Genomic DNA, 15179 nt, shown 5'->3' on the forward strand with positions numbered 1-15179 from the left:
CCGGAGCTCAGGCCCCGGCGGACATTTCCCGTATGACGGTGCTCCGGCGAAGGCCGGAGCGTAGGCAGCCGTCAGCCCTCGCCCTCCAACGCTCCGGCCTTCGCCGGAGCACTGCTCTCGGCCAGCCGCTCCACCCGGGCGAGGTGCTCGTCCTTGCCGAACGGGAAGCGCCGGTAGAAGAACGCCGCCGCGAAGCCGAGCGACAGATAGAGCGCGGCGAACAATATCGTCAGCCGGTCCACCGTCTCCACCGGCACACTCCCCGGCTTCGCCGCCTCGGGAAAGCCGGCGATGGCGAGGATCGATCCGGCGACGAAGATGCCGAGCCCGCTCGTGCATTTCTGGACGAAGAACGCCCCGGCAAAAAACACGCCCTCCGAACGCCGCCCGGTCTCGGCCTCCGAATGCTCGACGACATCGGCCATCATCGACGCACCGAGGATGGTCGACGAGACCGAGCAGGTCGCGTTGATCGTGAAGATCGCAAGCAACAGCGGCACCAGCACCGGATTGCCCGGCTCCGGGAACAGCCCAGCCAACCGCAGCCAATAAGGCAAAGTGAGAAGCACCGCCGCCGCGATCATGAACCCCATCCCCGCGACCGGCTTGCCGGTACGCTTGGCGACGCGCGGCGCGATCAGGAAGGCGCCCACCACTCCGAGCAGGAGGACCAGCCCCAGCCACTGGAAGTCGGCGCCGCGAAATCCCCAGACATGCGCATAGAGATAATTGGACAGCGCGTAGCTGATCCCCTGCGCCGAATAATAGCAGATGCCCGCCGCCATCAGGATCAGAAAGGCACGGTTGCGCACGCTCTCGCGCAGCTCGCGGAAATTGGCGGCGAGCGACTGGCGCTCGATCTCGGGGCGGGGAAGCTGCCCGATCTCGCGGTGCGTGCCCAAGGCCGAGACGAGGATCGCGACGAACATCGCCACTGCGCCGGCAAGCGCGAAGCCGACATAGCCCTGCCGGTTGAGCAGCCCTGTCTCCTGCCCCGGCTCGGGCGCGAGGAAATAGCTGTACGAAGCCACCAGCATCGCCATGCCGCCCGCCCAGCCGAACAGATAGCGATACGCCATGATCCGCGTCCGCTCGTCATAATCGGCGGAGAGTTCCGGGCTCAGCGCTTGCGACGGCACTTCATAGGCCGAGACCGCGGTACGTACGAGCACCGCGCTCGCGAATACCCAGACCAGCATCGCCCCGTGCGACCAGGCGGGCGGATTCCACAGCAGCAACCAGCCGAGCGCGATCGGCGCCGCCGACGCATACATCCATGGATGCCGCCGTCCCCAGCGCCCGCGCGTACGGTCCGACAGGAAGCCGATCGCCGGATCGATGAACGCATCGAGCAGCAGCGCGCACATGATCGCGAAGCCGACCTGCGCGGAGGGCAGGCCGAGCACCTGATTGTAGAAGAGCAAAAGGAAGGTGGAGAAACAGAAGTCCTTCACGCCGTAAGCGACTGCGCCGAAGCCATAGGCCAGCATGGTGCCCTGACGCACCCGGCGGACCGGCGGAATCGCGGGCGTGCCTGCGGCTTCGTTCGCGGCCATGGCCGATCCTCTCACGCTTACTCTTCGCCGCAGCATAGGTGGCGCAGTGGCTGCGTCAATCGCCCGAATTGGAAGATCGGGTATGGCTTGCCGGATGCATAAGGGCGGCTATAGCTTGCCGCTTCGAACAACAGGAACGGTTCCCCCGATGGCGCTCGACCCGGAGATCTTCGATACGCTGATCGACACGATCCGCCGCTTCGTGCGCGAAAGGCTGCGTCCGCTCGAAGGCGAGGTCGAGGCCGCCGACGCTATTCCCGATGCGGTGATCGAGGAGATGAAGGGGCTCGGCCTGTTCGGCCTGTCGATCGCCGAGGAATATGGCGGGCTCGGGCTGACGATGCTCGAGGAGTGCAAGGTCGCGATCGAGCTGGGGCGCACCACGCCCGCGTTCCGCTCGACCTTTGGCACCAATGTCGGGATCGGCAGCCAGGGACTGGTGATGGCCGGCACGCCCGCGCAAAAGGCCGAATGGTTGCCGCGCATCGCCAGCGGCGAAGTGATCACCAGCTTCGCGCTGACCGAGCCCGATGTCGGCTCGGATTCGGGCGCGGTGAAGACGCGAGCCGTTCGAGACGGCGACGTCTACCGCCTGTCGGGCACCAAACGCTTCATCACCAATGCCGACAAGGCACAATTGTTCACCGTGATGGCGCGGACCGGCGACGAGCCCGGAGGACGTGGCGTCTCGGCCTTTCTCGTGCCGCGCGACTTGCCCGGCATATCGATCGGCGAGCCGGAGAAGAAGATGGGCCAAAAGGCGCGCGCGTCGCCGATGTGGTGTTCGACGACACTCCCGTTCCCGCCGCCAACCGCCTCGGCGAGGAAGGGCAGGGCTTCAGGATCGCGATGCAGGTGCTCGATCGCGGGCGGCTGCACATCTCTGCAGTGTGCGTCGGCGTCGCCGAGCGGCTGATCGCCGATTGCGTCGCTTATGCCAGCGAACGGAAACAGTTCGGCAAGCCGATCGCCGAGCACCAATTGATCCAGGCGCTGATTGCGGACTCAAAGACCGAAGCGATGGCCGCGCGGGCACTGATGCTCGAGACCGCGGCACGCAAGGACGCCGGTGAGAACACCACGATGGAAGCCGCCGCCACCAAATATTTCGCCAGCGAGATGGTCGGCCGCGTCGCCGATCGCGCGGTGCAGATCTTCGGCGGCGCGGGCTATATCGCCGATTACGGGATCGAACGGCTCTATCGCGACGTTCGGCTGTTCCGGATCTACGAAGGCACCAGCCAGATCCAGCAGCTGATCATCGCGCGCGAGACGCTCAAGCGGGGAGGATAAGACCATGGACACCAACAGCTTGTTCCGCCTCGACGGCCGCATCGCGCTGGTCACCGGCGGATCGCGCGGGATCGGGCGGATGATCGCCGAGGGCTTCGTCGCGCAGGGCGCCAGGGTCTATGTCTCGTCGCGCAAGGCCGAGGCATGCGAGGAGACCGCCGCGGCGCTCGGCGAGAATTGCATCGCCCTGCCCCACGACATCTCCACCGTCGAAGGCTGCCGCGCGCTCGCCGAGGATCTGGCCGCGCGCGAATCCCGGCTCGACATCCTCGTCAACAATGCCGGTGCCGCCTGGGGCGAGCCGTTCGAGACCTTTCCCGAAGCGGGCTGGGACAAGGTGATGGACCTGAACGTCAAATCCCCTTCTTCCTGACCCAGGCGCTGCACGCTCTGCTCAAGGCCGGCGGCTCGGCCGACCGTCCGGCCAAGGTGATCAACATCACCTCGATCGACGGCCAGCGGCTCAATCCGTGGGAAACCTACAGCTATCACGCTTCCAAATCCGCGTTGATATATTTGACCAAGCGCATGGCCGCACGGCTGGTGCACGATCATATCAACGTCACTTCGATCGCCCCCGGCGCCTTCGCCAGCGACATGAACAAGGCTGCGCGCGATCATAAAGATGCGGTTGCCAAGGCGATCCCGGCCAAGCGCATCGGCAGCGACGAGGACATGGCCGGCACCGCGATCTACCTCGCCAGCCGCGCCGGCGACTATGTGATCGGCGACACGATCACGGTCGACGGCGGGCTGGTCAACGCCTCGCTTGGCGGCAGCATCGACGGCTAGAGCCGCCGTCCGCGAACCCCTGCCTCGCGCCGTGCCATCGCATAGGCCTTGCGGATGTCGGGCGACATCCCGCCGACAATCCACGACCGGAGCATATCGGTGCAGTAAAGGGATCCCATCGCGCCTCGTAGGGCGCAAAGGCCGCGCCCTGCGCCGTACAATAAGCGCGCGCCGTGTGCGCCACCCGTTCACGCAATGCGGCGCGACCAGCCACGATATCGAGGCGCAGCTCCGACAGGGAAACCCGTATCGGCGCTTCATGCGCCAGCCCGGGTCCTCCCGAAGCGCATGCGGCGAGCAGTATCGCACAAGCCGGAATCGTCAGGCGCATCTCAACCTCCCTTCGTTCGCCGGACAGCCGGCCCCGTGGCGCGGAACGCGCTTCTTGCTTCGATTTTCATGGTCGGCGGCGGCCTAGCCGCGCGTCATTTCCGCCGCCTCTGCCTCCAGCTTGGCCGCGCCGTCCCGAAGGCTCTGTGCCCCGGCTCGATGGCCGTTAAGGAGCGACTCCGGCTGGTCGGGCTGATCGGCGATCTGTTCGAGATTGTCTGCCTGACGGCGCAGGTCGGCCGCCGAATCGAGCATCGACCGGGCACCTTCCCGACGGCCCTGATCGGCACCACGTCGACCCTCCTCTGCACTGCGCTGGCCCTCCTCTGCCGAGAGCCGCCCCTGCACAGCGGGATCCTCAGGTGCCCCGATGATCGTGGCGCCCCCGGGCCCCACGATTACCTTGGCACCGGTTCTACCGATGATCTGGGTAACGCCCGACGCGGGTTGGATCGCCGGTATGGTGGCAGCTGGTATCGGCTTGCGATCGGGCGTAGCCGGAAGAATGCTCGGTCTCCGCCCACTTTCGGCGCGAGCAACCACGCCCGCACTGGCGATAGCGACACGAGCGGGAGTCGCTCGAGGCGATACGGATTCGAGCAGCGTAGAAGCGGGCCGCTCCTGCCCGGGTGCAACCGCATGCACCAACTCGACGGCGCCGAGGGTCGGCGCTGCTGCGATCCCGCAGCCCAGCACGAGTATCGCCAGAACTCGGCTGCTCCGCCGGTGTGATCGAAGCTCGACCACGCGTGCGATCCTGTCCCTCAGCGTGTGGGGCCACAGCGCCATTCCCGTCGCCGCGCCATGTCCGGCAGGCACGGAAGCAAAGGCGAGCAATGCCTGCGCGTAATCGAGCCGCTCGACCCGCCGTATGGCGGCCTCGTCGGCGGCGATCTCGCTCTCGCGGGCAAGCGCCCGGGCAAGCAGCCACACCAGCGGATTGAACCAGTAAAAGGCCACCGCGATCCGCGCAGCGATCAGCATCGACCAATCGAAGTTGCGTACATGCGCAGCCTCGTGCGCGGTGACCGCATCTGCGGCTGCACGCCGCGCGAGGCTGTCCGCATCGACCAGTATCCAGGCAGGCGCGACTCCCCAGCTCAGCGGACTGGTCACGTCGCGCGAAACAAGCAGCCGCACCGGCCGGCGCAACCCCGCCGTCGCGGAGCGGAGCGCGTCCTGCCAACGCGCATCGGTGACCGGCGTGGCACGGCGTGTCCAACGGGCTAGCGCCGCGACTCCGGCAGTCAGGTGCAGTAACAGCGCAGCGGAGCCGATGACGTAAAGCGCCGCCGCCAATGTCCCGATTTCCCATCCCGGCGGTTCAGGCGCCAGGCGCCACCTGCCGCACCGCTTCGCTCGTCGTGATCGCCGTCACTGCGTCGGCCGGCGCGCGTGCCGGCAATACCCCAAGTTCGATAGCGGGGAGCAAAGCCGCCGCAATCGGCAGTGCCACCAGCATCATGATCGCGACGCGCAGGAGGAACACGCGTTCCTGCGCGGGGCGCGCGCGCATCGCCTGGCTGGCGGACAACGCCAGCGCGGCGACCAGCGCCGATTTCCAGGCCAAGGCACCCAACAGTGCCAGCATCACTCCGCCTCCTTGCGGGCACGGTCGATCATACGCTGGATGGCTTCGATCTCGCCAGCGTCGAGCCTCGGCTCCATTCCCAGCAGCGCCGTCGCTGCGCTGGCGGCAGAGCCGTGGAAAAATGTCTGGACCAACCGTTGCAAAGCAGTTTGCGCCATTGCGTCGGTTTGGGGAGCAGGCGAGTAGACATAGGCTTGGTTGGCCGTGCGATGCTCGACCAGTCCCTTCGTCACCAGTCTCGAAAGCAACGTGCGCACGGCCGAATCCGTCGGCGGGTCGATCATCGCGCTCCGCACCGCCGCAGCCGTGGCCTCCTGCAGGCTACACAGGATTTCGAATACCTCGCGCTCGCGGCGCGGCAGCGACTCGATCATCACGGCCCCCGCTACTTCATCCTGCTACGTTTGCAGCATGTTACAAATGTAGCAGCAAGGGCACGAATATCAGCGCGCGATGCCTCCCGCGGCGAGCACCGCCAGCGTCACCAATTCGCTCGCGGTCGCGGTCATCGGTGCGATCTGGACCGGCTTCTCCATTCCGATCAGCATCGGCCCGATCGTCGAGTCGCCACCCAGCTCGCGGAGCAATTTGGCCGAGATATTGGCCGATTGCAGTCCCGGCATGATCAGGACATTGGCGGGCCCCGAAAGCCGCGCGAACGGATATTTCGCCATCTGCCGCGGGTTGAGCGCGACGTCGGGCGACATCTCGCCTTCATATTCGAACTCGACCGAGCGCCCGTCGAGCAGCTTGATCGCGCCGCGGACATTGTCGAGCCACTGGCCCTCGGGATTGCCGAAGTTCGAATAGCTGAGAAAGGCGACGCGCGGTTCATGTCCCATGCGGCGCGCGACTTGCGCCGTACCTTCGGCGATATCGGCCAGCTCCTCGGCATTGGGACGTTCGTTCACCGTGGTGTCGGCGATGAACACGGTGTGCGACTGGCCGACCAGCACGTGCATGCCGAACGGCGTGCGGCCCGGCTGCGGATCGATCACGCGCTTCACCTGACGCATCGATTCGGCCCAGGTGCGCGTGACGCCGGTGATCATCGCGTCGGCCTTGCCGAGCTGGAGCAGCAGACCGCCGAAGATGTTGCGGTCGCGATTGACCATGCGCTCGGCGTCGCGGCGCAGATACCCGCGGCGCTGAAGCCGGCAATAGAGGAACTCGACCATCTCGGGCACCAGCGGCGAATTGACGCTGTTGTGCAGTTCGAAATCCTCCGGGTTGGCGCCGAGCGCCTTCAGCCGGTCGTGTACCGATTCGCGGCCGACCAGCACCGGCGTGCCGTATCCGCCGTCCTTGAACGCGATCGCCGCGCGGAGCACGACTTCCTCTTCGGCTTCGGCGAAGATCACGCGCTTCGGATTGGCGCGGGCGCCCTCATAAGCAAGGGTGAGCACAGAAGTCGTCGGGTTCAGCCGCGCGCGCAGCTCCTGGCGATAGGCCGCCATATCGGTGATCGGCTTGGTCGCCACGCCCGAATCCATCGCCGCCTGGGCGACGGCCGCGGGAACGATCTCCATCAGCCGCGGATCGAACGGCGCTGGGATGATGTATTCGGGACCAAAGCTGTGCTGCACGCCGTAAGCGGCGGCGACTTCCTCGGGCACCTGCTGGCGGGCGAGTTCGGCGAGCGCCCGCGCGGCGGCGATCTTCATCGCGTCGTTTATCGTCGTCGCCCGCACGTCGAGCGCGCCGCGGAAGATGAACGGGAAGCCGAGCACGTTGTTGACCTGGTTCGGATAGTCCGAACGCCCGGTGGCGATGATCGCATCGGGCCGCGCCGCCTTGGCGAGCGGCGGGCTGATCTCGGGATCGGGATTGGCCATCGCGAAGATGATCGGATTGGGCGCCATTGCCTTCAGAAGCTCGGGCGGCAGCGAATTGGCCGAGGCGAGGCCGAAAAACACGTCGGCGCCGTCGAGCGCGTCAGCCAGCGTGCGCTTGTCGGTGGCCACGGCATGCGCCGACTTCCACTGGTTCATGCTCTCCTGGCGGCCCTGGTAGATCACGCCCTTCAGGTCGAGCATCAGCAGATTGTCGTGCGGCAGGCCCATCGCCTTGATCAGCTCGGCACAGGCGATCGCCGCCGCGCCCGCGCCCAGCATCACGCAGCGGGTGCGCTTGATGTCGCGGCCGGTGAGGTGGAGCGCGTTGATCAACCCTGCGGCGGCGATGATCGCCGTGCCGTGCTGGTCGTCATGAAACACCGGGATGTTCATGCGTTCACGGAGCGTCTGCTCGATCACGAAGCATTCGGGAGACTTGATGTCCTCGAGGTTGATGCCGCCGAAGCTCGGCTCCATCAGCTCGACTGCGTCGATGAAGCGATCGACATCCTCGGTCTTCAGCTCGATGTCGATCGAATCGACGTCGGCGAAGCGCTTGAACAGCACCGCCTTGCCTTCCATCACCGGCTTGGACGCCAGCGCGCCGAGATTGCCGAGGCCGAGGATCGCGGTGCCGTTGGAGATCACCGCCACCAGATTGCCCTTGGCGGTATAGTCATAGGCGAGCGAGGGATCCTCGGCGATGGCGCGGACGGGCACCGCGACGCCCGGCGAGTAAGCGAGCGCGAGATCGCGCTGGGTCGCCATCGGCTTCGATGCGATGATCTCGATCTTACCCGGCCGTCCCTCGGAGTGGTACAGCAGCGCCTCGCGCTCCGAAAACTGGACGTTCGATTCCTCAGACATGCATCTCTCCCATAGCGGCTCTTTAGGGACCGCATACGGGAGCCGCAACACGTCCGGGATGCCGCATGCAAGAAGAATGATAGCGCTACCAAGTGGTTTGCGCCGACTGGTTGCCCGTTGTCCCCAGGAAATCGGAAGGGCGGAGTTGATCGGCGGGCGCGTTCGGCTAACTCGGGGCCGCATGTCCAGCGCGGCCCCTACCCCGATGATGGCGCAGTATCTCGCCTTGAAGGCGGAGGCCGAGGACTGCCTATTATTCTATCGCATGGGCGATTTCTTCGAATTGTTCTTCGACGATGCGAGGATCGCCAGCGCCTGCCTCGACATCGCGCTCACTGCGCGCGGCGAGCATGACGGCGAGCGCATCCCGATGTGCGGCGTGCCGGCGCATGCGATGGACGGCTATCTCGCCCGGCTGATCAAGGCGGGCCACCGCGTCGCCATCGCCGAGCAGACCGAGACCCCGGAGCAAGCCCGGAAGCGCATGGGCTCCAAGGCACTGGTCAACCGGGCGATCGTCCGCGTGGTGACCGCGGGGACGCTGACCGAGGAAGCATTGCTCGACAGCCGCAGCGCCAATTGGTGCGTCGCGATCGGCGAGGCGGCGAGTGGAGTGGCGATCGCCTGCGCCGATATCTCGACCGGACGGTTCGAAGTGATCGAGACCGACGGTGATCGCGTCGCGGCGGAGATCGCGCGGCTGAACCCTGCCGAGACGATCGTGGGCGACGCCACTGCCTTCGCCGATCTGGCGACCGCGACGCGGCCGAGGGTGGATTTCGACAGCGCCGGGGGCGAGGCCCGGCTCAAGCGCCTGTTCGGCGTCGCGACACTGGACGGATTCGGCAACTTCTCGCGCGCGGCGCTCGCCGCAGCAGGCGGGTTGGTCGCCTATCTCGAACATACCGCCAAGGGATCGCTGCCGTTCCTGCGGCCGCCCCGCCTCAGCCGCACCGATGCGGCGATGGCGATCGATGCCGCCACGCGCGAGAGCCTCGAGCTCACCGTCAGCCAGTCGGGCGCGCGCAAGGGCAGCCTGCTCGACGCAGTCGACCGCACCGTCACCGGCGCGGGCGCGCGGTTGCTGGGGCAGGACGTGGCGGCACCGCTGATGGACCGCGGCATGGTCGAGGCGCGGCTCGACCTCGTGCAGCGTTTCCACGACGATCCCGGCCTGCGCGACATGGTGCGCGGCAGCCTGCGCGCATTGCCCGATATCGGCCGCGCGCTCGGGCGGCTCGCGGCAGGGCGCGGCAGCCCGCGCGACCTCGGCCAGCTTCGAGACGGCCTCGACGGCGCGTGGCGGCTGGGCGAGCGGCTCGACGCGATCGACACGCCGCCTCCTCTGCTCGCCGAGCTGGTCCCGCAACTGCGCGGACACGGCGCGCTGATCGACCTGCTCGCCCGCGCAATGGTCCCCGAACCGCCGATCGACGCTTCGCATGGGGGCTATATCGCCGAAGGGTATGACGCCGCGCTCGACGATCTGCGCGATGCCGGCGCGGGCGGGCGGCGCGCGATGGCGGCGCTCGAGGCCGAATATCGCGGGCGCACCGGTATCACCGCGCTCAAGGTGCGGCACAACGGCGTGCTCGGCTATCATATCGAAGTGCCCGCCCGCGTCGCCGACCCGCTGATGAAGCCGGAGAGCGGCTTCACGCATCGCCAGACGCTGGCCGGGGTGGTGCGGTTCAACGCGCCCGACCTTCACGATGTCGCGATCAAGGTGACGCAAGCGGGCGCGCACGCGCTTGCCGCGGAGGCGGCGCATCTGGAGGAACTGACCGGCCGCGCGCTCGAACGGCGCGAGGCGATCGCCGCAACCGCCGACGCGCTCGCCCGGATCGACGTCGCCGCCGCGCTTGCCGAACGCGCGGCCGAAGGCGGCTGGGCGCGCCCGGCTCTGGTCGATCATGCCTGTTTCGAGATCGAGGGCGGACGTCATCCCGTCGTCGAGGATGCGGTGGCACGCGCCGGCGGCCGCTTCGTCGCGAACGACTGCAAGCTTTCGGAAGATTCGCGGCTATGGCTGGTCACCGGGCCGAACATGGGCGGCAAATCGACCTTCCTGCGCCAGAACGCGCTGATCGCCGTACTCGCACAGGCCGGCAGTTATGTTCCCGCCGCATCGGCGACCCTGGGACTGGTCGATCGGCTGTTCAGCCGGGTCGGCGCATCGGACAATCTCGCGCGCGGGCGATCGACCTTCATGGTCGAGATGGTCGAGACCGCAGCGATCCTCGCCCAGGCGACACCGCGCAGCTTCGTCATCCTCGACGAGGTGGGGCGCGGCACCTCGACTTATGACGGGCTGGCGATCGCCTGGGCCGTGGTCGAGGCGATCCACGAGGATAACCGGTGCAGGTGTCTGTTCGCGACGCATTATCATGAGCTGACCCGGCTTGCGGAACGCTGCGAGGCGCTGACGCTGCACAATGTCCGCGCGCGCGAGTGGAAAGGCGAGCTCGTCCTGCTCCACGAAGTGGCGGAAGGGCCGGCGGATCGCAGCTACGGTCTCGCAGTGGCGCGGCTCGCGGGACTGCCACCGGTGACGATCAAACGCGCCAAGGCAGTGCTCGACAAGCTCGAGGCGGGGCGCGCGAAGACCGGCGGGATCGCGGCGGGGCTCGACGATCTGCCCCTGTTCGCAGCGGCGGCCGAGGCCGAGGAGGAGAAGGTCGACGCATTGCGGAGCGAGCTGGAGGCGATCGACATCGACGCGCTCAGCCCGCGCGAGGCGCTGGAGACCTTGTACCGGCTGAAGGGGCTGGCGGGCGAGCCAAACTAGGGGCCCACGATGGGAAGCCCGTCGCGGGCAAGGACTTTCGCAGCGGCGCGCGCCTCTTGCGAAACCAAAGGTCACACAAAGGTCACACTGCCGAGCATGTTCCAGCGGCGGTGTGGCCATGCGGAAAAATCTCGAAGTTCAGCCCGACGCGATGGGCGTTCTGGCCGGGATCGACATTGTCAAAGAGCGAGGGGTCAAAGAGCGAGGGCGAAGCGCCCGAGCATCGATCTCAGCAGGCGAAATCCTACATTTCAAGCGGTTTGTCAGGCCGCAGCCAGACGCCCCTCTGCCACAGGGAGACGGCCATCGCCCAGCCGCGCGCCCGTCGGTTCCAATCGGGCACAAATCCGGGGCCTCCCCGCTTCGCGAGGGGGATTTTGGGGTATAGCCGCCTGCGATGACCGACCCGATGATCCGTATCGCCGAGGCGCTCGAACGCCTTGCGCCGCCGCCTGCCCCGCCTGCCGACCCGCTCGCCCATCCCGCTTATGTATGGCGCGGGCACAGCCTGGCGGCAGCGCGTGCATTCGCACCATTGCCGCTCGAAATGCTCCGCGGAATGGAGCCGCAGCGCGATGCACTGCTCGCCAATCTCGAGAGGTTCGCCAGCGGGAACGCTGCACAGGACGTGCTGCTCTGGGGCGCGCGCGGGACGGGCAAGTCGGCACTGGTGAAGAGCGCAGTCGCATCCGTGCAGACCAAAGGCGGCGGCCTCGCTTTGGTCGAGGCGGTCACCCAGCATCTCGATGCCCTGCCGGAACTGTTCGCTTTGCTCGCCGCTTCGGCCCGGCCCTTCGTCGTGTTCCTCGACGATCTCGGCTTCGACGCGGCGGGCGATGCGCGGGCGCTGCGCTCATTGCTGGAAGGCGGCGCCGAGGCGCGGCCGGCCAATACGCGGCTGATCGTCACGTCGAACCGCCGCCATCTGATCCCGCGCGACATCGCCGAGCAGGCCAGTGCGATCAATCCGCGCGATTCGGTCGACGACAGTCTCGCGCTCGCGGACCGCTTCGGGCTGAGCCTCGGCTTTCACGCGATCGACCAGGACACCTATGTCGATATCGTTCGCGGCTATGCCGAGGCGCATGGTTTGAGCTTCGATCCTGCGGAGGCGATCAACTGGGCGACGCGGCGCGGCAGCCGTTCGGGACGGGTCGCCTGGCAATATGTCGTCGACCTCGCGGGACGCTCGTCCAAGTCTTTGTAAAATACAGTTGATCCAGATCAAATATAACCAAGACGAGGCTTGACAGCAGTAAGACAAGTGGGCCTTTTCAGCTCCGGATATGGGGCGAATAGGAGAGCTCGACCTGCCCGAAAGGCTGGCGCCGTACGCGCCGGCCTGGGTGACGCAGTTGCTGTTCGCGTTTCTCTGCGCCGCGGCAGGAATATTCGCGCGCGCACTCGTCGACATCTTCGCGCCGGGCGCTGGTCCGTTCGCGCTGGGCTATCCGGCGGTATTGGTCGCGGCGCTCTTCGCGCGTTGGCAGTCGGGCGCGCTCGCCGCCCTTCTGACATTGCTCCACACCTGGTATTTCCTGCTGCCGCCCGTCAATTCCTTCTACCCCAAGGGTCCCGGGGATGGGTCGCGGCTGCTTGTCATCGTGATCGCTTATGTGATCATGCTCGCCGTCGCCGAAATCTTCCGCCGGGCAGTGCGCCGCGCCAGCGCCGAGCGCGACCGCCAGATTGCCGAGCGCGACCTGTTCCTCGAAGAATTCGATCATCGGGTGAAGAACAACTTCACGCTCGTAGCGTCGCTGCTCGACATGCAGCGCCGCCGCGCGGGCGAGGGCGAGACCGCCGAGGCATTGGCGAGCGCATTGGCGCGGGTGGAAAGCATCGCCCGCGCGCACCGGCATCTGTACCGCGGTGCCTCGGCGCCGGGAACGGTCGACATGGCGACCTATATCCACGAGCTCTGCACCGCGCTGGAGGAAGCGCTGTTCCTGCGCGGCGCGATCACGCTCATGTGCGGAGCCGATCATGCCGCTCTGCCCCGCGACCGCGCCGTGTCGATCGGACTGATCCTCAACGAGCTCGTCACCAACGCCGCAAAGCACGCGTTCGGCGAGCGTGAGAGCGGCGCGATTTCGGTGCGGTTCTCGGCACGTCCGGGAGGCTGGAGGCTGATCGTTGCCGACAATGGCAACGGCATGCCGGTGGGGACCCGGAAAGGCCGTCCGGGCGGGCTCGGCCAACGGCTGATCGAAGGCTTCGTCCGGCAGGCACGAGGGGCGATCCGCACCGAGAGCAGCGGCGAGGGGACCGTAGTTACCGTGGATCTGGAGGCTTAGTCTCTCCCTGCCTCTCGGGGAGGAAGTAGTTCAGTTTACCCCAGCGCCTCGACCTGCTCGGCGAGCTCCAACCAGCGCATCTCGGCTGCGTCCTTCTCGTCGCGCAGCTTCGTGATCCCATCGCTCAAGCTGGCGAACTTGCCCGGATCGCGGGCGTAGAGATCGGGATCGGCGAGCGCGGCCTCGTCCTTCGCGATCTGCGCCTCGATCTCCTCGATCCGCCTGGGCAGCAGATCATAATCGCGCTGGTCTTTGTAGCTGAGCTTGGTCGCTTTCGCCTTGGGTGGTTCCGCCGCGACCTGCTTGGCCGCAGCCTTTTTCGGCTCGGCGCGTGGGGCACGCTGTGCCTCCCAATCGGCATAGCCGCCGGCGACGACATCGACCTTGCCGCTGCCGTCGAGCCCCAGGGTCACCGTCACCGTGCGATCGAGGAAGTCGCGGTCGTGGCTGACGATCAGCACGGTGCCTTCGTAATCGGCGATGACTTCCTGGAGCAGGTCGAGCGTCTCGAGATCGAGATCGTTGGTCGGCTCGTCGAGCACCAGCAGGTTCGACGGCCGCGCGAATTCACGTGCGAGCAGCAGCCGCGAGCGCTCACCGCCCGAAAGCGTACCGATCTTCGCATCGGCGAGGTTGGGCTCGAACAGGAACTCCTTGAGATAGCCGTGGATGTGCTTCTTGACGCCGAGCACCTCGATCCATTCGCCGCCCTGGGCGAGCACGTCGCGCACGGTCTTGGCCGGATCCATCAGGCTGCGCTGCTGATCGATGATCACTTCGTCGAGCGTCTTGGCCAGCCGCACACTGCCTTCGTCGGGGGCCAACTCGCCGGTGAGCAGCTTGAGCAAGGTGGTCTTGCCCGCGCCGTTCCGGCCGACCACCCCGACCCGGTCGCCCTTGGTGATCCTGAGCGTCAGGTCCTTGATGATCTCGCGGTCGCCGAAGCGCTTGGTGATGTGCTTCGCGTCGATCACCACCTTGGTTTGCGCCCCGTCGGATCCGATCGCCAGCTTCGCCGCACCCTGCGGCCCCATCATCGCGGCGCGTTCGGCACGCATTTCCTTGAGCTTGGTCAGCCGGCCCTGGTTGCGCCGCCGCCGCCCCGTGACGCCGCGCAGCAGCCAATGCTCCTCGATCTTGAGCTTCGCATCGAGCTTCTGCGCGTTGCGCTCCTCCTCGGCATAGACCTGTTCGGTCCACGCCTCGAAGCCGCCGAAACCGATCTCGGCACGGCGGATCGTGCCGCGGTCCAGCCACAAGGTCTGTTTCGTCAGGCGGGTGAGGAAGGTGCGATCGTGGCTGATCGCGATGAAGGCGCCGTTGTAGCGGCTCAGCCAGTTCTCCAGCCAGTCGATCGCCGCGATGTCGAGATGGTTGGTCGGCTCGTCCATCAGCAGCACGTCGGGGTTCTGTGCCAGCGCGCGGGCAATCGCGGCGCGGCGGCGCTCACCGCCCGAGGCAGTGGCGGCGTCGCGGCCGAGATCGATGCCGAGCTGGTCCGCAATCGCCTCCGCCTCGTAGCGCTCGGGAGCATCGTCTCCGGCGAGGACGAAATCGAGCAGGGTATCGAAGCCGGTGACCTGCGGGTCCTGTTCGAGCAGGACGACATGCGTACCCGGCACGATCGTGCGACGGCCCTCGTCGGAATCGATGCGGCCGGCGATCAGCCGGAGCAGAGTCGACTTGCCCGCGCCGTTGCGGCCGATCAGCGCGAGGCGGTCGCGCTCGCTGATATAGAGGTCGAGCCCGCGGAACAGCCAGCCGGAGCCCTGGACCAGTCCGAGGCCCTCATATGCAAGTACAGGTGCAGCCATGGCGGGCCACCTAGGG

10 protein-coding genes and 2 pseudogenes are annotated in these 15179 nt (G+C 66.9%); 5 read left to right on the forward strand and 7 right to left on the reverse strand.

Features of this window, described 5'->3' with window-relative positions:
• Window positions 1-71: 71 nt before the first annotated feature.
• Window positions 72-1556, reverse strand: coding sequence for an MFS transporter (locus PIB19_RS13000; RefSeq protein ID WP_271237714.1), 1485 nt, complete (start codon window positions 1554-1556; stop codon window positions 72-74).
• A gap of 148 nt (window positions 1557-1704) precedes the next feature.
• On the opposite strand from PIB19_RS13000, the pseudogene PIB19_RS13005 reads away from it, so the two are divergent.
• Window positions 1705-2849 (forward strand): annotated as a pseudogene (locus PIB19_RS13005) (acyl-CoA dehydrogenase family protein).
• A gap of 4 nt (window positions 2850-2853) precedes the next feature.
• Window positions 2854-3641, forward strand: a pseudogene (locus PIB19_RS13010) (SDR family oxidoreductase).
• Here the strand turns inward: PIB19_RS13010 and PIB19_RS23705 are convergent.
• The 5 genes from PIB19_RS23705 to PIB19_RS13030 form a co-directional block, all read right to left on the reverse strand.
• Window positions 3607-3972 (reverse strand): UrcA family protein, encoded by a 366-nt coding sequence (locus PIB19_RS23705; RefSeq protein WP_443018611.1) that lies wholly within the window; start codon window positions 3970-3972, stop codon window positions 3607-3609. The pseudogene PIB19_RS13010 and the gene PIB19_RS23705 overlap by 35 nt on opposite strands.
• Window positions 3973-4055: 83 nt before the next feature.
• Window positions 4056-5270 carry a M56 family metallopeptidase gene (locus PIB19_RS13015; RefSeq protein ID WP_271237715.1) on the reverse strand — a complete coding sequence of 405 codons (1215 nt, stop codon included), beginning with the start codon at window positions 5268-5270 and terminating at the stop codon, window positions 4056-4058.
• A 25-nt stretch (window positions 5271-5295) separates the two neighbouring features.
• Window positions 5296-5562: a hypothetical protein gene (locus PIB19_RS13020; protein ID WP_271237716.1), complete on the reverse strand. Its 267-nt coding sequence runs from the start codon at window positions 5560-5562 to the stop codon at window positions 5296-5298.
• Window positions 5562-5936: a BlaI/MecI/CopY family transcriptional regulator gene (locus PIB19_RS13025; RefSeq protein WP_271237717.1), complete on the reverse strand. Its 375-nt coding sequence runs from the start codon at window positions 5934-5936 to the stop codon at window positions 5562-5564. Before PIB19_RS13025 ends, PIB19_RS13020 begins: the two co-directional genes overlap by 1 nt.
• Window positions 5937-6005: 69 nt before the next feature.
• Entirely contained in the window at window positions 6006-8264 is a 2259-nt protein-coding gene (locus tag PIB19_RS13030; protein WP_271237718.1) for an NADP-dependent malic enzyme, read from the reverse strand.
• Between the two features lie 205 nt (window positions 8265-8469).
• On the opposite strand from PIB19_RS13030, the gene mutS reads away from it, so the two are divergent.
• The 3 genes from mutS to PIB19_RS13045 all read left to right on the forward strand — a co-directional run bounded on the left by mutS (window position 8470) and on the right by PIB19_RS13045 (window position 13349).
• The gene (gene mutS, locus PIB19_RS13035) at window positions 8470-11052 is read left to right on the forward strand and encodes a DNA mismatch repair protein MutS (protein WP_271240980.1); all 2583 of its coding nucleotides are present in this window, start codon (window positions 8470-8472) and stop codon (window positions 11050-11052) included.
• Window positions 11053-11449: 397 nt separating this feature from the next.
• Window positions 11450-12259 carry an ATP-binding protein gene (locus tag PIB19_RS13040; protein WP_271237719.1) on the forward strand — a complete coding sequence of 270 codons (810 nt, stop codon included), beginning with the start codon at window positions 11450-11452 and terminating at the stop codon, window positions 12257-12259.
• A gap of 79 nt (window positions 12260-12338) precedes the next feature.
• On the forward strand, window positions 12339-13349 hold the full coding sequence (locus tag PIB19_RS13045) for a sensor histidine kinase (protein WP_271237720.1): 1011 nt from the start codon (window positions 12339-12341) through the stop codon (window positions 13347-13349).
• A 35-nt stretch (window positions 13350-13384) separates the two neighbouring features.
• On the opposite strand, the gene PIB19_RS13050 is transcribed toward PIB19_RS13045, so the two are convergent.
• Complete coding sequence (locus PIB19_RS13050) at window positions 13385-15163, reverse strand: ABC-F family ATP-binding cassette domain-containing protein (protein ID WP_271237721.1); 1779 nt, start codon at window positions 15161-15163, stop codon at window positions 13385-13387.
• Window positions 15164-15179: the final 16 nt, after the last annotated feature.

Origin of the sequence: Sphingomonas sp. 7/4-4 (assembly GCF_027941955.1) — a bacterium.
In the GTDB taxonomy this organism is placed as follows: Bacteria; Pseudomonadota; Alphaproteobacteria; order Sphingomonadales; family Sphingomonadaceae; genus Sphingomonas.

Bases quoted from the DNA above. Each gene is read 5' to 3' on its own strand.
- PIB19_RS13050 (WP_271237721.1), bottom strand. From the start codon at position 15,163: ATGGCTGCACCTGTACTTGCATATGAGGGCCTCGGACTGGTCCAGGGC.
- PIB19_RS13030 (WP_271237718.1), bottom strand. From the start codon at position 8,264: ATGTCTGAGGAATCGAACGTCCAGTTTTCGGAGCGCGAGGCGCTGCTG.
- PIB19_RS13045 (WP_271237720.1), top strand. From the start codon at position 12,339: ATGGGGCGAATAGGAGAGCTCGACCTGCCCGAAAGGCTGGCGCCGTAC.
- PIB19_RS13040 (WP_271237719.1), top strand. From the start codon at position 11,450: ATGACCGACCCGATGATCCGTATCGCCGAGGCGCTCGAACGCCTTGCG.
- PIB19_RS23705 (WP_443018611.1), bottom strand. From the start codon at position 3,972: ATGCGCCTGACGATTCCGGCTTGTGCGATACTGCTCGCCGCATGCGCT.
- PIB19_RS13020 (WP_271237716.1), bottom strand. From the start codon at position 5,562: ATGCTGGCACTGTTGGGTGCCTTGGCCTGGAAATCGGCGCTGGTCGCC.
- PIB19_RS13025 (WP_271237717.1), bottom strand. From the start codon at position 5,936: ATGATCGAGTCGCTGCCGCGCCGCGAGCGCGAGGTATTCGAAATCCTG.
- PIB19_RS13000 (WP_271237714.1), bottom strand. From the start codon at position 1,556: ATGGCCGCGAACGAAGCCGCAGGCACGCCCGCGATTCCGCCGGTCCGC.
- mutS (WP_271240980.1), top strand. From the start codon at position 8,470: ATGATGGCGCAGTATCTCGCCTTGAAGGCGGAGGCCGAGGACTGCCTA.